Below are 22,585 nucleotides of genomic sequence, written 5' to 3' on the forward strand. Positions count from 1 at the left end.
AAGCTACAATATGTTATCAGTAAAAGTTCATCAAAATTACACATAATCTATCAATGAACTTTCATTGTAACAAACAAACTAAAAAAGAACAAGTGTTCGTTAATTTTTACATACTTCCCTTCATATAATAGGTTTCTAGATAACCACTCACCCATTGTCATTTCTTATTTCTCAACAAGAAAATTTTCACTTTCACTGAACATTCTGCTCTACCTTTGTTATATTTTCTAGTTGACGGACATATAAACGAATGTTAAAGTTTTCTCTGGTAGTGACAAATCTCATACAAAAAATGTAAAATGTTATAGTGTTTCTCAGAAATGAATTTTGTTGTATAATACAGAAATGACGTTATGCTTATGAGCAGCACAAGAAACCAAAAGGGTATGCATAGTTATAGTCGTATATGGGTGAATATAGAACCTCTAATTATGGCCAAGAAAACTATGTATTTTTTATTTTAGCATTTTTCGCTCCAAAATCGACCAAGCCTGATAGAGAAAGGGTGGAAATGAATGAAAGAAACCTTGAAATCACAATTTCAAAATGTGCGTTTCACTGTATTCGTAGCTTTAGCTTTATGGCTGAAGACGTATCTTATTACACGCACAAGCTTTGATTTAAAACTTGAATCTTTCATGCAAGAATTCATTTTATTCCTTAGCCCATTAGCAGCATCATTACTGCTTGTTGGCCTTGCATTATTTGCAAAAGGGAAAAAACGTAACTATATAGCACTTGGAATTAATTTTGTTTTAACAATCGTTCTTGTTGGTAACGTAATGTTCTACGGATTCTACAATGACTTCGTTACTTTACCAGTACTAGGACAAACATCTAACTTTGGAAGTTTAGGTTCTAGTGTGAAAGAATTGTTTAACTACAAAATTATCCTTGCATTTGCTGATATTATTGTATTCTTCATTTTATTGAAGAAGATGAAGAATTTTGCACCGACAGAACGTGTAGCACGCCCAATGCGTTCCCTATACTTCGTGTCAACAGTTGCTATTTTCTTCGCAAACTTAGGACTTGCAGAAGCTGAGCGTCCTGAACTATTAACACGTTCATTCGACCGCGTTATGCTTGTTAAAAACTTAGGTTTATATGTACACCAAGTGTATGATCTTGGCTTACAAGCAAAATCAAGTTCACAAAAAGCTTTTGCTGACGGTAGTAAGTTACAGGAAACAGAGAACTACGTAAAAACAACGCAAAGCAAACCAGATCCAAATATGTTTGGTACGGCAAAAGGGAAAAACGTAATTGTTGTCTCTCTTGAGTCATTACAAACATTCTTAATTGGTGCAACAGTTAACGGACAAGAAGTTACACCGTTCTTAAACCAATTTACGAAAGAAAGTTATTACTTTGATAACTTCTTCCATCAAACTGGGCAAGGAAAAACATCTGATGCTGAATTCTTAGTAGATACTTCCATGTATCCACTAGACCGTGGTGCTGTATTCTTCACACACGGTAATAACGAATATACAGCAACTCCAGAAATTTTACGTGAGCAAGGATACCACACATCAGTATTCCACGCGAACAACGCAACATTCTGGAACCGTAACATTATGTATCCGGCGCTTGGTTACGATCGTTACTACAACGAGCTTGACTACAAGATTACGCCAGAAACGAAATTAAATTGGGGATTAAAAGATATCGAATACTTCGATCAATCTATCGATATGTTAAAAGAAGTGAAGCAACCGTTCTATACTCGCTTCCTTACTTTAACAAACCATTACCCATTCACTTATGATGACAGCACGAAATTAATCGATGAATACAATTCTGGTGATGGCGTATTTGACCGTTACATGGTAACTGCTCGCTATTTAGACGAAGCAATGAAACACTTTATTGAGCGTCTAAAAGCAGAAGGTATTTACGACAACTCAGTTATCGTATTCTACGGTGATCACTACGGTATTTCTGAAAACCATAACCGTGCAATGGCACAGTTCTTAGGAAAAGAAGAAATCACTGCATTTGACCATATGAACTTACAAAAAACACCGATGTTTATTCACGTTCCAGGTCAAAAAGAAGGTAAAACAATTTCAAAACCAACTGGTGAAATTGACATTAAACCAACAATTCTAAACTTACTTGGTGTAGATTCTACGAACCAAATTCAATTTGGTCATGATGTATTCTCACCTGATAATAAAGGGTTCGTTGTTCTTCGTGACGGTAGCTTCATTACAGATAAGTACATGTACACGAACAGTACATTCTATGACCGTAACACCGGTGAAGTTGTACAACTACCAAAAGAAGAATCTCAACCACTCATTGATCGCGCCCAAAATGAATTGAACATGTCTGACAAAATCATTGAAGGTGACTTACTTCGCTTCTCTGAAAGTAATAAGACCAAAACTGGTGAAGTAAAAACAGCTATTAAAGAAGAAAAGAAGAGCGCTGAGTAATCTCAGCCTCTTTTTTTTATATTTCTCCATACAATCACTTATATTCATTAACTTTAACATTACATAACCTTTACCAAATATTCACATAGGATTAACGAAACATCTCTATAATAAAATATGTAAGCAAGGTTCTATATATTTCTTATCTCTCATCTGTAATAAGATCCCTTAAAGAAATATATGAATCGTTTATTTCTACTTTCTTATAATTGTCTTTCAATATGTTTTGTTTCCATACACAAAACATTCAATAAGACGATGTCCCTATGAAAGATAGCTACCCTCCTTGTGCAGCATTCCATAAGAATGTTGCTTTTTTTTATTCAAAAGCAGGATTCTTATTTCTTATTTTCGAATTTGTATATACAAAATGCTGTAAATCACTACTACTTCTCTACCATTTACAAATACATATACGTCATATGTAAAGAAGTACTCACATAAAAATTACTATAGTGACTTTTATTGCGAATGAATGAAAGCTTCACTTTACTTATGCACTTACGAAAGGATGGGACAGAAATTGGCATACGAAAAATTTGTACTATGGAATGATGCAGTTATTGATACAACAAAACATCGCGCGTACATAGAACTTGAAGAAAGAGGCTTGCAGTTTGGAGATGGTGTCTACGAAGTTATTCGCCTATATAAAGGGAACTTTCACTTATTAGATCCGCATATCACAAGATTATATCGCTCCATGGAAGAAATAGAATTATCACTCCCTTTCTCAAAAGCAGAACTTATTATCCTACTTTACAAACTAATTGAAAATAATAATTTCTACGAAGATGGAACGATTTATTTACAAGTATCTCGTGGTGTACAAGCTCGTACCCACACATTCTCATATGACGTCCCGCCGACAATCTATGCCTATATTACGAAGAAAGAAAGACCCGCGTTATGGATTGAATATGGTGTACGTGCTATATCAGAACCCGATACGCGCTGGCTACGCTGTGATATCAAATCATTAAATTTATTACCCAACGTATTAGCTGCTACGAAAGCGGAACGCAAAGGTTGTAAAGAAGCTCTGTTCGTACGAAATGGGACTGTAACTGAGGGAAGCTGTTCAAACTTCTTTCTCATAAAAAACGGAACTCTTTACACACATCCAGCTAATCACCTTATTTTAAATGGTATTATTCGTCAATATGTCCTTTCTTTAGCGAAAACTCTTCGCATTCCGGTAAAAGAAGAGCTTTTCAGCGTTCGTGATGTTTATCAAGCGGATGAATGCTTCTTTACAGGAACGACAATTGAAATCTTACCGATGACTCACCTTGATGGAACTGCCATTCAAGATGGTCAAGTTGGTCCTATCACAAAGATGCTGCAAAGATCCTTTGCTCAAAGCTTATTACAATCCAATATTTCATCTTCTTAAACACGAATAATTTCTAACCTTTCTACATTCAATATATGTATTTAAATGGAAATCAAGGTATAATTTATGCCTTGATTTTTTCTTGTAATCTTTTTGTCATATTCAGATTCCCGCATAAGTCTTGACAGTAATCGACATGCTCTTTAGAATTTTTAACAGTTGGTAAATATTTCTTCACTACATTACAGACAGAAAGGAATCGACAAATTATGAAAAAATACCTTGCCGGTCTTGCGGCAGTGTCTGTAGCAGGAGGAGCAGCACCTACACTTGATAGTGTTCAAGCTGCCCCTGAACAAAATACACAAAAAGCTGCTACAACTGTCCAAGCTTCTGCATCAAACAGCTCATCTTATACGGTAAACACTAGTGTATTACATGTTCGTGCAGGATCAAGTACTTCTCACGACATCATCTCGCGTGTTTATAACGGTCAATCATTAAATGTGATTGGCGAAGAAAATGGTTGGTTCAAAATTAACATTAATGGAAAAACAGGATTTGTTAGTGGCGAATTTGTATCAAAAAATGGAGCAAGCAATTCTAATGTAAGTACAACAGGTGGGAACAATAAAGTTACTGCCGATGTATTACGTGTACGTACCGCTCCTAACACTTCTAGTTCTGTTTCAGGACGTGTATATGAAGGACAAGCATTAAACGTAATTGGTCAAGAAAATGGTTGGGTGAAAATCAACCATAATGGACAAGTAGGTTATGTAAGTGGCGAATTTGTATCTGGTGTTTCTTCTAATGCAGGTTCTTCAAACAACAATACAAATAATAACAACCAAGAATCTGTAAAACCAGCAAGCGGAAACTATACAGTAAATGTATCTTCCCTTCGTGTTCGTACAGGTCCTAGCACTTCTCATACAACTGTAGGTTCTGTTGCAAAAGGACAAGTCGTACAAGTTGTTGGGGAAGTTCAAGATTGGTTCAAAATCAATTATGCTGGACAAGCTGCTTACGTAAGCAAAGACTACGTAACAAAAGGCGGTTCTAACGACAACGTTACGCAAGGAAACAACCAAGAACAAAACAATAATGTAACTGTTCAAACTGGCGGTACTTACGTTGTTAACGCAACATCTCTACGCGTTCGTACAGGCCCTGCTGCTTACCATAGTGTAATTGGTGGCGTGTTAAATGGTACTACATTAAACGTAGTTGGATCTGAAAACGGTTGGTTTAAAGTAAACTATCAAGGGAAAACAGGCTTCGTTAGTAGCGAATTTGTAAAATTCGTTAAAGGTGGCACTGCTACTCCTGAACAACCGAAACAGCCTGAACAGCCAAAACAACCTGATCAAGGTGCAATTGGTGACTACTACATTAATGCTTCTGCCCTAAACGTACGTAGCGGCGAGGGTACAAATTATAGAATCATAGGCGCACTTCCACAAGGACAGAAGGTTCAAGTAATCTCTGAAAACTCTGGATGGAGTAAAATTAACTACAACGGTCAAAATGGTTATATCGGAACACGTTTCCTATCTAAAACACCAGTTGGTGGCGCTGTAAATAATAAGCCTAACGACAACCAAAATAACAATCAAAATAATAACAATAATAACAACAATACAAGTAATAATAACGGCGATAGTTCTTCCCTACTTGCATACGCAAAAGGAATGCAAGGCGTACCATACGTTTGGGGCGGTACTTCTGCTACTGGTGTTGACTGCAGTGGTTACATCTACCATGTATTTAAGAAATTTGGTCATAACATTAGTCGTCAAAGTGTTGCAGGATATTGGAGCAGCTTACCACAAACTTCAAGCCCACAACCAGGTGACTTAATTTATTTCAAAGACACTTATAAAGCAGGTCCTTCTCATATGGGTATTTACCTTGGCGGGGGATCATTTATCCAAGCCGGAGATAAAGGTGTAGCAATCGCTTCATTAAGTAATTCTTATTGGAAGAGCCATTTCTTAGGATACACAAAAGCACCTTAAGTTATATTTTTAGAGCCTTCTAGATTACTAGAAGGCTCTTTTTAGTATGTGTCACCTCTATCCAAGAAAAAATAATGTATCCATTTCCCTATTTCATACACTATATTCCACAAAAATAACCCCTAACGTTATCACAATGTATATATTCCCACAAAAAACATAACCTATTTCATGTCTATTTATTTTATATGTGTTTTTTTAAAGAATTTTCTTTTTATTTAAACTTTTCGTTAGACGTTTGACCTCCGATGTCCATTATGATAAGTTACTTAAGATGTTATATTCGCAAAAGTATAGACAACTGGTTTATACACTTTTTTTACTATGAGGAAGGAGCATACACTGCATGAATCTTTTATGGGGAATTGGCGGCGTGATTGGAGTATTAGCAATTGCTTTCTTACTATCTTCCAACCGCAAAGCTATTAATTGGCGCACAATTTTAATTGCGCTAGCATTACAAATGTCATTTTCATTTATCGTATTACGATGGGATGCCGGAAAAGCAGGTTTAAAATACGCTGCAGATGGCGTTCAAGGATTAATTAATTTTTCTTACGAGGGAATTAAGTTCGTTGCTGGGGATTTAGTCAACGCAAAAGGCCCTTGGGGATTTGTTTTCTTCATTCAAGCACTACTTCCAATCGTATTTATTAGTTCATTAGTTGCAATCTTATATTATTTCGGTATTATGCAGAAATTTGTCAGTGTCGTTGGTGGCGCATTAAGTAAACTTCTTGGAACTTCTAAAGCTGAAAGTTTAAACTCTGTAACAACTGTATTCTTAGGACAAACTGAAGCTCCAATCTTAATTAAACCTTACTTAGCACGTTTAACAAATAGTGAATTCTTCACTATTATGGTAAGCGGTATGACAGCTGTTGCCGGATCAGTTCTTGTCGGCTATGCAGCGATGGGAATTCCGTTGGAACACTTATTAGCAGCAGCAATTATGGCAGCTCCATCAAGTTTATTAATTGCAAAACTAATTATGCCAGAAACAGAAGAAGTAGATAATAACGTTGAGCTTTCTACAGAACGTGAAGACGCAAACGTTATTGATGCAGCTGCACGTGGTGCATCTGAAGGTATGCAACTTGTTATTAACGTAGCAGCAATGTTAATGGCTTTCATCGCATTAATCGCTTTATTAAATGGTCTATTAGGATTAATTGGCTCTCTGTTCCATATTAAACTTAGCCTTGATTTAATCTTCGGTTACTTACTATCACCATTTGCAATCTTAATCGGGGTTTCTCCTGGTGAAGCTGTGCAAGCAGCAAGCTTTATCGGTCAAAAACTTGCAATCAACGAATTCGTTGCATATGCAAACTTAGGACCACATATGGCAGAGTTCTCTGCAAAAACAAATTTAATTTTAACATTCGCAATCTGTGGATTCGCAAACTTCTCTTCTATCGCAATTCAATTAGGTGTAACAGGAACGTTAGCTCCTACTCGCCGTAAACAAATTGCACAGTTAGGGATTAAAGCAGTTATCGCTGGTACATTAGCGAACTTCTTAAATGCAGCAGTTGCAGGTATGATGTTCCTATAAAATGATGTAAAGTCTCCTCTTTCTAAAGAGGAGGCTTTTTATTATGTTTTTTTCGTATATATTAAATACTTCATGCCGAAATATAAAAACATTATGATAAAATAATTAGTAAGTCTGTTTATTTTTTCTTGCAAAAGAGGGATACTACTTGTGGTTGCTCTGTAAAATAACCTATTCATCCGGTCTATTTCTTAATAATTGCGCATACTACAAGTATCCTTGCTGAATTATCTTTAAGGAGGAAAGTTTTGTGAAAGATAACTTCTATAAAGTCCTCTCTATGTGGATTTTACAAATTTTATTTTATTTTACAACCGTACATGTAACCCAATATGAGCATGCTCTCATTTTCACAATTATATATGTAATTGTTAATTTACTATTTCTATTATTGACTGATAAAACCGCATTTGTTCTCTTTATATTAGGAACCATTACTTCGGTATTCTATCTGTTCTACCAAGCATGGCTTTACTTATGGAGTACATCAGAACAATGGGAATACATTATTACTCACTTCCTAATGGCAGCAAACTTCTTCATCGTATATATATCAACTCATTTATTAAAGAAGGTTATTCATGAAAATAAAGAATTAACCGAACGTGTGAGAACGTTAGAACAATACATTGGAGAATCAAAATTATTAACAAGACAAGAATTCGAAAGACGACAAGCATTATTAATAAATGCAATGAATCGTCGTAATGAAACAGGCCTTATGATTTATTTTGACTTCACTCCCTTTAGTAAATATACGAAGGAAAGTGTTATGGACCGTGTAGCTTCATTATTAGTTGAAACGGTAAGGGCTGACTTTGACCTTGTTGCTGAATATGATAACAACACATTAGTCATTTTATTACAAAATACAAATGAAGCTGGTGCCGATATTGTAATGAACCGTCTACAGCCTAAAATGGAAAAATGGCTTGCAGCTGAGGCAATTCAAGACATTAAGATTAAACGAGAACAAATCGCTACAAAAGGACCGACAGTATTATGATGACACTCGTTATACTCCTTTTATTCCTCTTGTTTTGCGTACTTGTTTTTTGGATCAGCATCACATTTTCAATTAAATATGTACTTATTTTTACAGCCTTTCTGTTCTCTGGCTTACTCGTTTACTATTCTTTCTTAACACTTGCGGGCTTAGTTCACCGAAATAGGAAACGAAAAGATCGTACGCTAGAACATTATCCAAGCGTCGACATTTTAATACCTGCCCACAATGAAGGAGTCGTTATTAAAGATACTTTAGAGGCGATGGCGAAGATTGAATATCCAGGAAAACTAACTGTTTATTTATTAAACGATAACTCTCAAGATGAGACACCTGAAATTGGTGACGATTTTGACAAAGCTTATGCTCATATTCGTCATATCCGTGTTCCGGCGGGTGAACCAAAAGGGAAATCGCGTGTATTAAACTATGGTCTTAGTATTTCAGATGGTGAATACTTCTGTGTATATGATGCAGATAACCAGCCTGAACCACATGCACTGCGAATGCTTGTAGAACACGCTGAAACAACCGAGGATGCTGTTGGAGCTGTTGGTCACGTTCGTACTGTAAATGAAAAAAGAAACTGGCTAACACGAATGATTTCGTTAGAATTTCAAATCTTCCAACTCCTTATGCAATCCGGACGCTGGTTACTATTCCAAACAGGTTCACTAACAGGAACAAACATGCTTCTTCGCCGCTCTGCATTAGAGGAGCTTGGTGGTTATGATCCGTATGCAATTGCAGAAGACGCTGAATTAACATTACGAATTACACAAAAAGGCTATCTCTTGCCAATCGTTCCGGAATCGATTACATGGGAACAAGAACCTGAGCATTTAAAAATCCTTATTAAACAGCGTACACGTTGGCTCCAAGGGAACTTGTACATTTTAGAAAAAATGTTTTCTTCCTTAAGTTTCTTTAAAGGAAAACTTCTCGTCCATTCCTTACAACAAGTTTTAGTGTATGTTGTATTTTGGCTATTCTTAATCATTTCAAACGTTTGGTTTGTAATTGGGTTACTCGGGATATTCCAAATTCAATATAGCATTCCGCTACTATTTATGTGGTATGTCGCATATATTACATATGTTTCTCAATTATTTAGTGCCCAGAGTGTAGAACGAACCTTTACACCAACTAATATTTTTATTAGTGTTATCATGTACTTTACGTACGCACAGCTCTTTACGTACTTATTTATTCGTAGCTTAATTTTATACTTACGTGCAAAAAGCAAGAAACAAGTCATTGGCTGGGATAAAACAGTTCGATTCAAAAAAGATAAATAATAAAAATAAGCACAGAGCGCCGTATGCTCTGTGCTTATTTATTGCCGTATAAATTATATATCAGACAATACCCCTTAGCTGAAAGTAATTTCACGTCCATCCCCCAACGAACGATTGACCTTCATTTATATACGAAAAAGTGATTGCTATTTTTGTAGAACCAATTGCTTCTCTTGCTGTTCTTTGCGCGTTTCAGTCTTAGGTTCCGTGCTTTCTTGGACACTACGATGTGCCACACGTTTCAAACAAATATGCTTCCACTTTCTTTCGTAACGTTTCATTATTCTAGATGTCCCCCTTGAATGCGCTTTAAAACTATTTGAAATCGCTTACAGGAAATAATATAGCACATATACATAAACGTGACAACACATTTCCGACAATTTTTTGTCAAAAATATGAATAGAATTTATAAAATATCGGAATTTGTCGAAATGTATCGGTTTTTCTTTATATAAAAGGCATACTACTTATCTCGTAAAGTATTTTATTTCCCTGACTTGCAGTTCAAGTTTCTTCTATATAAAAAAGAGCTGATACATAATCAGCTCTTTTTCCTTCTATTATTTATGACGCTTCATACGCCCTTCTTTTTGTAACTCTTTAAATAATGCTGCCATCATAAAGAAAATAACGAAGACGAATGGGAATGCCGCTATGATAGCTGCCGTTTGTAAGGCTTCTAATCCACCTACATATAATAAGATAGAAGCTAACACTGCTAGAACGATACCCCAAACCATTTTAATGCGGTTTGGTGGATTTAAACTACCATGTGTCGTTAACATCCCTAAAACAAATGTCGCAGAGTCTGCAGATGTAATAAAGAATGTAGAAATAAGAAGAATAGCTAGAACTGATAAAGCTGATCCAAAGCTTCCCATCTGATCAAACATAGCGAATAATCCTACTTCAGTCCCCATCTCTTTCACTTTTTCAAAGATATGTGCATCGCCGAACAGTTCCATATGAATACCAGTCCCGCCGAAAACAGAGAACCAAAGTGCACCAATTACAGTCGGTACGAGTAACACACCGATAACAAACTCACGAATGGTACGTCCTCGTGAAACACGTGCAATAAACGTACCTACGAATGGTGACCATGCAATCCACCATGCCCAATAGAAAATTGTCCACGACTGAATCCATTGATTTCCGCCTTCATCTAATGGACTTAAACGGAAGCTCATGCTTGGCAATTCCTGAATATAAGAACCGATTGTTGAAGTGAAGTAATTCATAATAAAGTTTGTTGGACCTGCAAATAATACAATAATCATAAGTGCAAATGCCAAAATAATATTCGCATTACTTAAATATTTAATTCCTTTATCAAGACCTGTTTGCGCAGATAACATGAAAAGAACGGTTACGATTGCAATAATAACTAACTGTGTCGGCAATGAATTCGGGATAGATGTTAAATAACTAACACCACCAGCAATTTGTTTCGCACCAAGACCTAATGATGTTGCAACACCAAACACAGTTGCAAAAACAGCTAACACATCAAATGAATGAGCAATACGTCCATGCTCCCCGCCTTTAAATAACGGACCTACTGTCGCACTAATCGTACTTGCTTTTCCTTTTCTAAAAGTAAAGTAAGCAATACACAGCGCTACAAACGCATATAGTCCCCACGGATGTAATCCCCAATGGAAAAATGAAAAACGTAGTGCAAGACGCGCACTTTCCTCTGTTGCACCTTCTCCAAACGGCGGTGCGTACAAATGGTTTAATGGTTCGGCAACGCCCCAGAAAACTAAACCGATACCCATACCAGCACTAAATAGCATAGCAAACCATGTCATATAACTATAATCAGGTTCATCATCATCTTTACCTAAACGAATAGAACCGTATTTCGAAACAATTAAAAAGATAGACACACCTAATATAATAGAAACAGAAATAATATAGAACCACCCAAACTTACTAACTAATGCAGTTTGAATTGCGGTTGTTACATTTCCTAAGCTACCTTTTCCAATAATAGATTCGGGAATAATCCCCCAAATTGTAAATGCAATACATAATGTTAATGAAACGATGAATGTTTTTGTCAGTTTCCTCATCAAATCCCCCTTCGTAGGTTTCACTTTTGTAAATAACATAAATTCCGATATGTAAAATCGGATAGAAAACTATAATTTTACGGTGATTTTCTTAATTTCACCTTCACCAATTCGAATTCTTATGGACAGCCTTACCTTCCGTATAACCTTTTCACTCTACAAGAGCTATGAGATCGAAATACTGCTGTCAAATTGTGTGAGAAAAATGCGGATGGGAATGTATTTTCCCAAAAAAGGATGTGTTACAGATCTAAAAAAGGGCATTTTTCTTCCTTGCAACCCTTTCTTTTTGTAACAATTATGCGGTTTTTTTGCTAGTATATAGCACGTGTTTATAGTTTCACAAACGAAATGTTTATGTTTATATAACTATATTACCCATAAAACGGTAAAATACTCAAGGAATGTAATCGTTTAGTAAACATCATGTAACACTCCTGTAATGTTTTTATTTCCGCCGAAAACAATATGTTGTATTAAATATTTTGAATATAAGTAGAAACCTACTAATCACATAGAATGAAATACGCTTTCCTATATTTTTTGTTATATTACAGGATGTTAACGACTTATTACGAATGGTTTGTAATTGTGTGTTTTCCTGAAATCCGAAAAAATCTGTTGCTATAATGAGGACACGAAAACAAACGCAATGGAGGCTATCATGAAAAAATTAATTGGAATAGCAACAGCAGCAGTTTTTGGTCTTGGGATTTTCACATCATCTGCTAATGCAGAAACTGTTGTAACAACAGACGTACTAAATGTACGCGAAAACCCTACTACGGAATCAAAAGTTGTCGGTAAATTACTAAACGGGAATAAAATAGATGTTCAAAATACAGAGAACGGATGGTCAAAAATCACTTTAGATGGTAAAGACGCATTCGTAAGTACAGAGTTTACAAAAAGCATCTACTACGTAACAGCTAACGTATTAAACGTACGTGCTGAAGCGAACACAGACTCAGAAGTTCTTGGAACGTTGAAGAAAGACGATATGATCGAAACAACGAACCAAGTACAAAATGAGTGGTTACAATTCGAATATAACGGGAAAACAGCTTATGTTCACGTTCCTTTCTTAACAGGTACAGCACCTGTTATTGAGAAACAAGAACAACCTGCTCCTGCTAAAACTGTAGCACCAGCTAAAGCGCAAGCACCTGCAGCACAAGCAAAACCAGCTGCTAAACCTGCTGTGAAAGCTGCTGTGAAAGCTGCTGAAACTAGCGAACCTTCTAATGGTCGTGAGTTAACAGTTGTAGCTACAGCATATACAGCTCACCCAAGCGAAAACGGTGGCACATACGGCGGCCGTGTATTAACTGCAATGGGTCATGACTTAACAGCGAACCCAAACATGAAAATGATCGCTGTTGACCCGAAAGTAATCCCATTAGGATCTAAAGTATGGGTTGAAGGTTACGGAGAAGCTATCGCTGGAGATACTGGCGGTGCGATTAAAGGTAACCGTATCGACATCCTACTTGGATCAGATAGTGCTGCTCAAAAATGGGGACGCAAAACTGTTAAAGTGAAAATTTTAAAATAACCAATGACTGCTAAAGCCAGTTCTCTTTGTTGAGAGCTGGCTTTTATTTTTTTATAATAGCTTATAAGGAGGTTATGTCCATGAAAGTACAAGCAAAAGTAGACTGGATCGGTACACCAAAACCGTATATATATAAGGATGAAGTAACATACGACGCTACTTCCATTGACTTTTCACTCGCTGGCGATGACAATCGATATAAATTAATTGTGCTCAGCTTTGAAGAAAATACACATTACAAAATTGTCCAATATGGAATCAAACCCGGCTCACAAAAGCCATTTCCTATCGACATTCCATTCGAACAAAACATGTTACCAATCATAGAACAAATATTACATGATCCATATGTACAAGCGATAGTAAAGGAAACGCGCTCATAATTGTAAAAAAGGATATCAATTTACCGGAACAAATTCACAAAAGGAATAAACTATAAAAAAGAGGTTGTTCAACAATATTGAACAACCTCTCTCTCTTATTAGCGAGTCGGACCAGATACTTCCTCTGACTTAAGCGTATTATTCGCTCCAAGAGAATGGTACAATATCTTTCCATTTCCATTAACAGTAACTATATGGTCATTATTAAAGCTTTTGAACTTTACAGACCCATCACCGTAACGAATATGGTACTCTTCGTATGTCGTTACTTTATATTTCGTAGCACTTTGACGCTCTATATTACGAACTTCCATCGTTAATAAGTCTTCTGTAATTCCCTTTTTGTGTAAATATTGTAAGTAATCACGGTCTTCTTTATACGATTTCCCGCTCTTATCATAATTATTTTCAATTAGACTAAAATCATTTAATGAAATCGCACGTACATTATCATAAATATGACTTCGTACAAAATCGCCAACTGCTGAGCTTGATGTTTCTTTTGGGAATTTTAAGTAATACGTGCTTTGGTCTCCAATTTTAATACTTTCAGATTTCACTACACCAAAATCAGTAGTTTTCTCTAAATGTACTTCTACTGTTTCATCTGTCGATACAGGACCAAGTTCGTAACTTCCAAAAGTTAATTTCCCGCGTTTTTTACCATTCACAAACACAGTTGCTTCATTTTCATCAGAAGAGATGGTTACATACTTACCTTCAAGTGGTAAATCCACTTCTACTTTTCCGCTCTTTTCATCTGCTAACTCTACTTCTTTTTCTGTTTCTAATTCAGTAAGTTCCGTCTTCGCCTTTGCCTTTACAACATACGTACCTGGGAAGTATGGCCCCAGCTCTTTCGAAGATTTATCACTAGAAATGTCTGCTACCTTCTTATCATTCACAGATATTTCCGCTTTCTTTGCAGTTGTGCTTACACTCATGTAATAAGATTTCATGCTGAACTTATACTTCGGATATAAGAACCATTCTTTTCCGTCTTCGACAATTTGTCCATCTTTAAAGGCCGCTTTATCTTTTGTTAACTTTTGATCTACAGTCTCTTTCTGTAAATAAGACAGTAATTCTTTGTTATAAGACGGATTCTCTTTCAAGTAACGGATGTACGCCTTAATATCCTCTGTCTTAATCTTTAAACTCGGGTCTTCTGCTTTCACAAACTCATCAATCGCATTGATATCTTTCTTTTGGAATGCTTCAATCATTACATTCACTTGCTTTTCTTTTGAAAACTTATTTGCTCCAAATTTATATGCTCCAAATAATAAAGCTGCAATAATGACGAAACCAATAATCAAAAATAAATTTTTCTTACTTTTTACTGGTTTGGTCTCACTTTGCACTTCTGTATATGAAGTGACAGTGTTATCAACGATTATTTCGACCTTACTTCCGCACTCGGGGCAAAAGTTCAAATGATCTGCAACCTTCTTGTTACATGTTCCACAAAACTTCAACATGCTCTCCCCCTATTTTTTAGCTAATTTCATTCCGGCGAATGCCGCTGCATATGTCAAAATAAAACTAAACAAAGTTAAATACACAAATGAATTTTGCATAGATAGTACAGTACCGCCTGCTCCAGCTAAATTCATGACCTTTCCTGAAACATCAATTTGGAATTTAGAAATGATGTTCAGTACAATCATCATAATCGTGTAAGAACCGCTACATACTGCTAGTGTGATATACATGTTCGTAGTTGGTAATTTCGCTAATTTTCTCCCAGCCATGAACATAAAGAATGCTGGAATGATAAGTAGTAATAAACCGTAATGGAATGCACCATTTACTTCTTCTACTTCAGCGAGATCCTCTGGATATCCACCTTGTGCAATTATGACATCCTTCATTCCGATACCATTCATAGAAATACCTGACACGAATGAAAATGCTAATTTGTTATCAGATTCTTGCTTAGTATATTTTTTGAATTGATGATCAAATACTGGACTTGACACTTCTAACGGAGAAAAATGAGCCATACTCCATACTTGAGGTGTTAATTCTAGCGCTAATAATACACCTTGTGTTTTAGATTCTTTCTCTTCTTGTAACGGCGCAGCACTGTCTATGTTACTTACTAGCACTACAGCTAAAATGCACATTACTACCGCTGTCGCTAAAAACCCTTTTATCATAGATGAAATTCCATAATAAATAGATGCTCCATATGGCATTAATTCTTGGAATGCTGCTGCCATATTTTTTTTGCTTGTATGAGCAATAAATCCTAATAAAGTAAATAATGTTCCGCATACAAAACCACTCAATAAGCTCTTAAATGCTGAAAAACCAACCGTAATCTTACCTCCATCTGTGAATGGAATTGCAAAAGATTGTGATGCGATAAAACTTATGATGAATAAAAAGACGCCATAAATAATACCAACTATTGCTGCCATAAAAATTTGATCTTTAATCGTTTTTGCAGCGCCCTGCTTTCCTAACCAAATTCCTGTTCCAGCGAAAATAATAAATGGAATGATCAATAATAATGTAAATGGAGTATGCCAAGATAAAGATAATACCATTCCACTATCGGCACTAGCTGTAAAACCAAGTAAATGATAACTTAGCAGCGTAGAAGTCGCACTCGTATAAAAGCTTGATAGCATTTTTAACTCTTTCGCAAATGTACTAAACATCTCACTTAACATAGATGCAAATAATACACTACCAATCCATCCAGCAATTAACATAAGAATACTTGCAATAGCTCCACCAATAACACCTGTTTGTAACGAAGCCTTATCTGCTGTAAATTCAACTTTAGGAGCGCCGTCCATCACAGGTAATTTTACAGTTTGTTCTTTTTTCTTCACAACAAATAAAGAATGCCCACACTTTTGACAATATAAATTTTGCTGAGCATTTTCACTGCCGCAACCTTTACAATATTTCGCAGTATCTTGTTCTAACGTTACTACATCCGTAGCTCCCGCAATCTCCATACTACCTTCAATTGGGCAATAATTTACTTCCTCACCATGTTGCTTTCCGCACGTGCGACAATACATCTTATTCACTCCCCACTTTGCTCAATTCCACAAACTGGACAGTATGTAGAGTTTTTATCAATATGCTCATCACACGAAATACAATTTGCCGTTTCACCATCATTTTCTACCACTAACATCGGGTTAGGATTTCCGCATGAACCACAAAACTTATCATTCATCGATAAAGGTCCACCACATTCACATGTAGCTTTCTCGCCTTGCTGCTTTTGCAATTCAATGATGCGTTTTCTCGCTTGATAAATAGCCACATCAAATTCTTGGACTGGAGCAATCATTTCTTTTAAACTTGATTCATTTACTCCGTGCCCTCTTAATTGAACATACACTTTTTGTCCAACCTCTAATAGAACTTCTGCCTTTCTCTGCATTTGCACTTGCATTCCCTTTTTCAATTGAGCAATCTCTTGTGCAACTTGCAGCTTCATCTTCCCTTGCTCAATTCCTTCTTGTAACTTATTCATTCCACTGCCTAACTTCGTCTGTAAATCTGACAAATTATCTCTCCTCCTATATGAATATAGTAATATGCAAAATTAACATTATATATATTACCATGATTTTCAATTTGTGTAATCTAAATTTCATTTTTTCTGTTTTGAGCATTTTTTGTTTATAATGGTAGAGGAAAGAAATATGTGTACGGAGGAATATTATGCTGCAACACTCAATTACGAAAGATGAAATTATGATGATTGCGAATGAGTTCGTTCAAGGACTAGATCCACAGCAAACAGCTGATCAGGAACATGTCGCTACAGCTCGGCACCTATATCGTAGTGGTGTTGTCTACAACGTTGACTTTGATGGTTATACGCTATCAGGAACTGTAGATGCTGAAGGCAGCGTATATAGCGTCCATATCCCAATTCGTAACGTTGCTGAAAGCTATTGTGATTGCTTTGCACCAACGCAATGTGAGCATATGCTCGCTGTGTTACTATCTGCAGCGTCTAGTTTTGGGCAAGTAGGAGATGTATTAACTTTATTTAAAAATAATACGAAACCTTCCCTTCCTCCTATTCGAACTGCAAGACAAGTGTTGCAATCATCAGCTTTTGAAGAAACGGATTATAAAAGTTGGCAATCGTATTTTGACAACGAATATGAATCATTTAAGAAAGAACAAGCTCGGCTTACTTATAAACAAATGTATTTTCTTATGAGTATTTTTACAGACTTCTATACGAAACTCGAGCGGAAAGCTCCACGTATCGTTGTGATACATGAGTTGTTCAGGCTACATGCAGCGCTTTATTGCTTTCAAAAATTATTAGAAGAAATTCAGGACTTCGAAGCAAATAAAACGTATTCTTATCACCAGCCTGTTAACGTCGTTCGCTTATTTGTAGATAAAGTGGAATCCATCGTTCGGGACTTACAATCAGAAGCGATTCCTTCAGAGTCTGAAGCAATTTTGCAAGAAACAGCTCGTCTCGTTCACGAAGTATTCTTCTCCACCGACGCCTATACGCAAGAAAGATTTTTTATTTATCGTCACATATGGAGTGAACTCTTACACAATAAAGAGAAACTGCAAGAAGAAGAAAAGCGAATCGATACGAAAATCAATCCACTCTCCAAAGCATTAGCATCTTCTCATCTACTCTTTTTAAATGACGAAGACCTATTAGCGATGGACTTACTAAAGAAACAGCCTGCTTCTGTTGTAAGTCTGTACTTCTATTGGTTAGAAGAGCTATTAAATACAATGCAGTGGGATCGTGCGAAAAACTGGCTTTCCTTTACGTATAAACAAGTGAAGAAAACGATACATGAGCACGAAAATACGATTTTCATAAAAGATATCGTTCGCTTATTTGTCATCATGTATGAAACGTATGCAACCCATACAAATGAACAAGCCGGACTCGAAATGATTTTGCAAGAGCTATTACCATATAGTTTCGCAAACTATGAGCAATACGTACTCGCAAAAAAGCAATATCGTACATGGACAGAACTTCAGCTCTTGCATGGATTTGAAGCCATTGAACTTTTGAAAGAGCCGCTGAAAGATATTGAAAAGGAAGCACCAGAAGCAGCCCTTCCTCTTTATCACCTTGCTGCCGTAGAGGCCATTGAAGAGCGAAACCGCAAATCATATAGACGTGCAGTTCGTTACTTAAAGAAATTACGTACATTGTATAAACGATTAAAGCGCACTGATGAATTTGATGCTTTCATTATTCAAATCGCAAACTTACACTCACGTCTGCGTGCACTACAAGAGGAATTACGGAAAGGAAAATTAATCGATGATCAATCAAACTGAAGTAACAATTAGGCTCCAGCATGTTAGTCAAGGTTGGTTCCTTTGGGGAGAAGATGACAGCGGTACTCCGTTATCCGTAACAAGTTGGAAACGAAATGCATTTACATGGCACTCCACTTCCTTCTACGGCACATTTCTAAAAGAAGCAACCTTTGAGGGAAAACAAGGTGTTATGCTAACAAACGCACAAGCATTTGAATACATCGCTAATAAACCGATGAACTCTTTTGCCCATATCCAAATGAACGGTCCTATTACAGCACTTACGGAAGATGCGAACGAATTATGGGATGCCTTCATCGGCGGTAGCTTCGTACCTGATATGGAGCGTTGGTCTCAGCAACCATCTTGGAAAGTGCAAAATACCCCAATAGAAGATGAAACATTGGCATCTCTTTTCTCGGCCGCGGTAAATGAAAGCATATTACAAGATAACCGTTCAAATGATGGATGGGAAGATGCCAAGAGACTTTATGAACATTACGACTTTACGAAAAGGCAATTGGATGCAGCACTACATGAAGAAGATTGGCTTCGCAAAATTGGTTACATTGAAGATGATCTTCCCTTTACAATCGGACTACGGCTACAAGAGCCACAAGAAGAATTTGAAATGTGGAAGCTTGAGACAATTGTTACACCAAAGCGCGGGGCTCATCGCATATATGTATATGAGAGTATCGATTCTTTGCCAAAACGATGGCACGATTATGAAGAACGTATTCTTGAAACACAAGAAGGATTCAGTAAGCTCGTACCGTGGTTAAAAGAAGACGAGACGTTCCGAAGTGAACTCTTTGAAACAGAAGCATGGAACTTCTTAACGGAAGCAAGTAACGAATTACTCGCTGCAGGTATTACGATTTTACTACCATCATGGTGGCAAAATTTAAAAGCAACAAAACCAAAATTACGTGTACAGCTGAAGCAAAATGCTACGCAAACGCAATCTTTCTTCGGCATGAATACGCTCGTTAATTTTGACTGGCGCATTTCAACGAACGGCATTGATTTATCAGAAAGCGAATTTTTTGAACTCGTTGAGCAAAACAAACGATTATTCAATATAAATGGTCAATGGATGAGACTGGATCCAGCCTTTATTGAAGAAGTGCGAAAGCTCATGAATCGTGCCGATAAATATGGACTCGAAATGAAAGATGTCCTTCAGCAACATTTATCAAACACTGCTGAGGCAGAAATTGTAGAAGAAGATAGTCCATTTACCGATATTGAAATCGAACTAGATGGATATTATGAAGAGCTATTCCAAAAACTATTGCACATTGGGGATATTCCAAAAGTAGATGTCCCTTCTGCACTAAACGCAACACTCCGTCCGTATCAACAACATGGCATTGAGTGGTTATTATATTTAAGAAAGCTTGGATTCGGAGCATTATTAGCTGATGACATGGGACTTGGAAAAAGTATTCAAACGATCACTTACTTACTATATATAAAAGAGAACAATCTCCAAACAGGCCCTGCCTTAATCGTGGCACCGACATCTGTTCTTGGAAATTGGCAAAAAGAATTTGAGCGTTTCGCACCAAATTTACGCGTTCAGTTACATTATGGAAGTAACCGAGCGAAAGGCGAATCATTTAAAGACTTCCTTCAATCAGCAGATGTTGTATTAACATCTTATGCATTAGCTCAACTTGATGAAGAAGAACTTAGTACGTTATGCTGGGATGCTGTTATTTTGGATGAAGCACAAAATATTAAAAACCCACATACGAAACAGTCGAAAGCAGTACGAAACTTGTCAGCAAATCACAAAATCGCTTTAACCGGTACACCGATGGAAAACCGACTTGCCGAGCTTTGGTCTATTTTCGACTTCATTAATCATGGATATCTCGGCAGCTTAGGACAATTCCAGCGCCGCTTCGTCTCACCGATTGAAAAAGACCGTGACGAAGGAAAAATCCAACAAGTTCAACGTTTTATCTCACCATTTTTACTGCGACGAACGAAGAAAGATCAAACCGTCGCATTAAACTTACCAGATAAACAAGAGCAGAAAGCTTACTGCCCACTTACTGGTGAACAAGCTTCCTTATATGAACAACTTGTTCAAGATACATTGCAAAATGTAGAAGGATTAAGCGGGATTGAAAGACGCGGATTTATATTACTTATGCTGAACAAGCTCAAACAAATTTGTAATCACCCTGCTCTTTATTTAAAAGAAACAGAACCAAAAGACATCATCGAACGTTCCATGAAAACGAGCACGCTAATGGAACTCATTGAAAATATAAAAGATCAAAATGAAAGTTGTTTAATCTTCACACAATATATCGGTATGGGGAACATGCTAAAAAATGTGTTAGAAGAACATTTCGGTCAGCGCGTCCTCTTCTTAAACGGTAGTGTACCGAAGAAAGAACGTGACAAAATGATCGAGCAGTTCCAAAACGGAACGTATGACATTTTCATCTTATCGTTAAAAGCAGGTGGAACTGGCTTAAACTTAACCGCTGCCAACCATGTCATTCACTACGACCGTTGGTGGAATCCAGCTGTGGAAAACCAAGCAACAGACCGCGCATATCGTATTGGTCAAAAACGCTTCGTTCACGTTCATAAGCTTATTACAACGGGGACACTCGAAGAAAAAATTGATGAAATGTTAGAAAGAAAACAATCATTAAACAACGCCGTCATTACAACCGATAGTTGGATGACCGAACTATCTACAGATGAACTAAAAGAATTGCTTGGTGTATAAACAAAAGGAGCTAATCTCAAAAGATTAGCTCCTTTTTCTATTCCAAAACCAATTGCTTATTATAATTCCTGTTAATCCGCCGCATGTATCCAGCAATGAATCTTGCCACATCGGTGTACGATCTCCCGTAGTCCATTGATGAATTTCATCAAATGTTGCATATCCCGCAACGAATAGAAGAGCGTATAGGAAACACCTTTTTCTCGAATAACCCGATCGATGAAAAGCATAATACGTCAATGAACCGAGCATAAAGAACACCATAAAATGAGCACCTTTACGAAGGAAAAACTCAATAAATCCGCCTACACCTTTATTCGCAATGCTAACAGGTGTACCACCGCCATAATCGATAGATACCCATGAGAAATGCTCTTTCACAAACTCAACATTTACATATTGTTCAATATCCGAACGCATATCCTGCTTTTTATATGGTTGTGCCGAGGAATAGAAAATCAACCCCATCCATAGTAAAACAGGAATCCAAAATAACCATTTACGATTCATTCTTCCGAAACCCCTCTCTTAGTCTTTTAAGCGTACCAAAAAAAAGAATAAATTTCACGCCAAAACATGACATTCACGCCCTATTTATAAAGTGAAAGGGGGTGATAAACATGGCAGTCGAAACAATCGTAATGGATTTAACTTTACGTCTTGTCTTAAACAGTGGATTAGATAAGAATGGAAAAACAGTTTTCAAGAACAAACAATTTAAGCGTGTTAAAACAAACGCAAACTTAGAGCAAGTACAAAACGTAGCACGTGCTCTTGCTTCTGTACAAGCATCACCGCTTCACGCTATACAACTTGTTAGCACATCGGATCTTTCTAACCTATAAGG

At 36.7% G+C, this 22,585-nt stretch carries 16 protein-coding genes; 11 read left to right on the forward strand and 5 right to left on the reverse strand.

From position 1 onward, the window contains the following. Positions 1 to 515: 515 nt before the first annotated feature. The 6 genes from K5S59_RS08950 to K5S59_RS08975 all read left to right on the forward strand — a co-directional run bounded on the left by K5S59_RS08950 (position 516) and on the right by K5S59_RS08975 (position 9,663). Complete coding sequence (locus tag K5S59_RS08950) at positions 516 to 2,444, forward strand: LTA synthase family protein (protein ID WP_000665353.1); 1,929 nt, start codon at positions 516 to 518, stop codon at positions 2,442 to 2,444. 511 nt (positions 2,445 to 2,955) lie between these two features. Further along, a complete protein-coding gene (locus K5S59_RS08955) occupies positions 2,956 to 3,840 on the forward strand; it encodes a D-amino-acid transaminase (RefSeq protein WP_002073626.1) in 885 nt (294 codons plus the stop codon). Positions 3,841 to 4,049: 209 nt separating this feature from the next. Beyond that, positions 4,050 to 5,801, forward strand: a complete 1,752-nt coding sequence (locus tag K5S59_RS08960; RefSeq protein ID WP_000760304.1) for a C40 family peptidase — start codon at positions 4,050 to 4,052, stop codon at positions 5,799 to 5,801. A 346-nt stretch (positions 5,802 to 6,147) separates the two neighbouring features. Further along, entirely contained in the window at positions 6,148 to 7,359 is a 1,212-nt protein-coding gene (locus K5S59_RS08965; RefSeq protein ID WP_001051035.1) for a NupC/NupG family nucleoside CNT transporter, read from the forward strand. Between the two features lie 250 nt (positions 7,360 to 7,609). Next, positions 7,610 to 8,365 carry a PleD family two-component system response regulator gene (locus tag K5S59_RS08970; protein WP_120450999.1) on the forward strand — a complete coding sequence of 252 codons (756 nt, stop codon included), beginning with the start codon at positions 7,610 to 7,612 and terminating at the stop codon, positions 8,363 to 8,365. Beyond that, positions 8,362 to 9,663, forward strand: a complete 1,302-nt coding sequence (locus tag K5S59_RS08975) for a glycosyltransferase family 2 protein (RefSeq protein ID WP_000988760.1) — start codon at positions 8,362 to 8,364, stop codon at positions 9,661 to 9,663. The genes K5S59_RS08970 and K5S59_RS08975 overlap by 4 nt, the downstream gene beginning before the upstream one ends. A 563-nt stretch (positions 9,664 to 10,226) precedes the next feature. Here the strand turns inward: K5S59_RS08975 and opuD are convergent. Beyond that, positions 10,227 to 11,744, reverse strand: coding sequence for a glycine betaine transporter OpuD (opuD, locus tag K5S59_RS08980; protein ID WP_001230112.1), 1,518 nt, complete (start codon positions 11,742 to 11,744; stop codon positions 10,227 to 10,229). 664 nt (positions 11,745 to 12,408) lie between these two features. On the opposite strand from opuD, the gene K5S59_RS08985 reads away from it, so the two are divergent. Together K5S59_RS08985 and K5S59_RS08990 are read left to right on the forward strand one after the other, a co-directional pair. After that, entirely contained in the window at positions 12,409 to 13,299 is an 891-nt protein-coding gene (locus tag K5S59_RS08985; protein ID WP_120451000.1) for a cell wall-binding protein EntA, read from the forward strand. 80 nt (positions 13,300 to 13,379) lie between these two features. Continuing rightward, on the forward strand, positions 13,380 to 13,682 hold the full coding sequence (locus K5S59_RS08990; protein WP_000867906.1) for a DUF3910 family protein: 303 nt from the start codon (positions 13,380 to 13,382) through the stop codon (positions 13,680 to 13,682). 98 nt (positions 13,683 to 13,780) lie between these two features. On the opposite strand, the gene K5S59_RS08995 is transcribed toward K5S59_RS08990, so the two are convergent. Genes K5S59_RS08995 through K5S59_RS09005 form a run of 3 tightly spaced genes read right to left on the reverse strand, consistent with a single transcriptional unit; the run spans position 13,781 to position 17,220 of the window. After that, the gene (locus K5S59_RS08995) at positions 13,781 to 15,160 is read right to left on the reverse strand and encodes a zinc ribbon domain-containing protein (protein WP_120451116.1); all 1,380 of its coding nucleotides are present in this window, start codon (positions 15,158 to 15,160) and stop codon (positions 13,781 to 13,783) included. A 12-nt stretch (positions 15,161 to 15,172) separates the two neighbouring features. After that, positions 15,173 to 16,723, reverse strand: a complete 1,551-nt coding sequence (locus K5S59_RS09000; protein ID WP_120451001.1) for a zinc ribbon domain-containing protein — start codon at positions 16,721 to 16,723, stop codon at positions 15,173 to 15,175. Between the two features lie 5 nt (positions 16,724 to 16,728). Further along, entirely contained in the window at positions 16,729 to 17,220 is a 492-nt protein-coding gene (locus K5S59_RS09005) for a zinc ribbon domain-containing protein (RefSeq protein WP_097844723.1), read from the reverse strand. Positions 17,221 to 17,378: 158 nt separating this feature from the next. Here K5S59_RS09005 and K5S59_RS09010 point away from each other — a divergent pair, with 158 nt between their 5' ends. Then, on the forward strand, positions 17,379 to 18,998 hold the full coding sequence (locus K5S59_RS09010; protein ID WP_120451002.1) for an SWIM zinc finger family protein: 1,620 nt from the start codon (positions 17,379 to 17,381) through the stop codon (positions 18,996 to 18,998). After that, a complete protein-coding gene (locus tag K5S59_RS09015; protein WP_000610122.1) occupies positions 18,982 to 21,738 on the forward strand; it encodes a DEAD/DEAH box helicase in 2,757 nt (918 codons plus the stop codon). Before K5S59_RS09010 ends, K5S59_RS09015 begins: the two co-directional genes overlap by 17 nt. Before the next feature lie 24 nt (positions 21,739 to 21,762). On the opposite strand, the gene K5S59_RS09020 is transcribed toward K5S59_RS09015, so the two are convergent. Beyond that, on the reverse strand, positions 21,763 to 22,248 hold the full coding sequence (locus K5S59_RS09020) for a VanZ family protein (protein WP_001080718.1): 486 nt from the start codon (positions 22,246 to 22,248) through the stop codon (positions 21,763 to 21,765). 110 nt (positions 22,249 to 22,358) lie between these two features. Here K5S59_RS09020 and K5S59_RS09025 point away from each other — a divergent pair, with 110 nt between their 5' ends. Then, the gene (locus K5S59_RS09025) at positions 22,359 to 22,583 is read left to right on the forward strand and encodes a DUF1659 domain-containing protein (RefSeq protein ID WP_073517148.1); all 225 of its coding nucleotides are present in this window, start codon (positions 22,359 to 22,361) and stop codon (positions 22,581 to 22,583) included. Positions 22,584 to 22,585: the final 2 nt, after the last annotated feature.

The sequence above is a fragment of the Bacillus sp. BML-BC051 genome (assembly GCF_019656175.1).
Lineage (GTDB): Bacteria > Bacillota > Bacilli > Bacillales > Bacillaceae_G > Bacillus_A > Bacillus_A mobilis.

Bases quoted from the DNA above. Each gene is read 5' to 3' on its own strand.
- K5S59_RS08950 (WP_000665353.1), top strand. From the start codon at position 516: ATGAAAGAAACCTTGAAATCACAATTTCAAAATGTGCGTTTCACTGTA.
- K5S59_RS08955 (WP_002073626.1), top strand. From the start codon at position 2,956: ATGGGACAGAAATTGGCATACGAAAAATTTGTACTATGGAATGATGCA.
- K5S59_RS08960 (WP_000760304.1), top strand. From the start codon at position 4,050: ATGAAAAAATACCTTGCCGGTCTTGCGGCAGTGTCTGTAGCAGGAGGA.
- K5S59_RS08965 (WP_001051035.1), top strand. From the start codon at position 6,148: ATGAATCTTTTATGGGGAATTGGCGGCGTGATTGGAGTATTAGCAATT.
- K5S59_RS08975 (WP_000988760.1), top strand. From the start codon at position 8,362: ATGATGACACTCGTTATACTCCTTTTATTCCTCTTGTTTTGCGTACTT.
- opuD (WP_001230112.1), bottom strand. From the start codon at position 11,744: ATGAGGAAACTGACAAAAACATTCATCGTTTCATTAACATTATGTATT.
- K5S59_RS08985 (WP_120451000.1), top strand. From the start codon at position 12,409: ATGAAAAAATTAATTGGAATAGCAACAGCAGCAGTTTTTGGTCTTGGG.
- K5S59_RS08990 (WP_000867906.1), top strand. From the start codon at position 13,380: ATGAAAGTACAAGCAAAAGTAGACTGGATCGGTACACCAAAACCGTAT.
- K5S59_RS09000 (WP_120451001.1), bottom strand. From the start codon at position 16,723: ATGTATTGTCGCACGTGCGGAAAGCAACATGGTGAGGAAGTAAATTAT.
- K5S59_RS09010 (WP_120451002.1), top strand. From the start codon at position 17,379: ATGCTGCAACACTCAATTACGAAAGATGAAATTATGATGATTGCGAAT.
- K5S59_RS09015 (WP_000610122.1), top strand. From the start codon at position 18,982: ATGATCAATCAAACTGAAGTAACAATTAGGCTCCAGCATGTTAGTCAA.
- K5S59_RS09020 (WP_001080718.1), bottom strand. From the start codon at position 22,248: ATGAATCGTAAATGGTTATTTTGGATTCCTGTTTTACTATGGATGGGG.
- K5S59_RS09025 (WP_073517148.1), top strand. From the start codon at position 22,359: ATGGCAGTCGAAACAATCGTAATGGATTTAACTTTACGTCTTGTCTTA.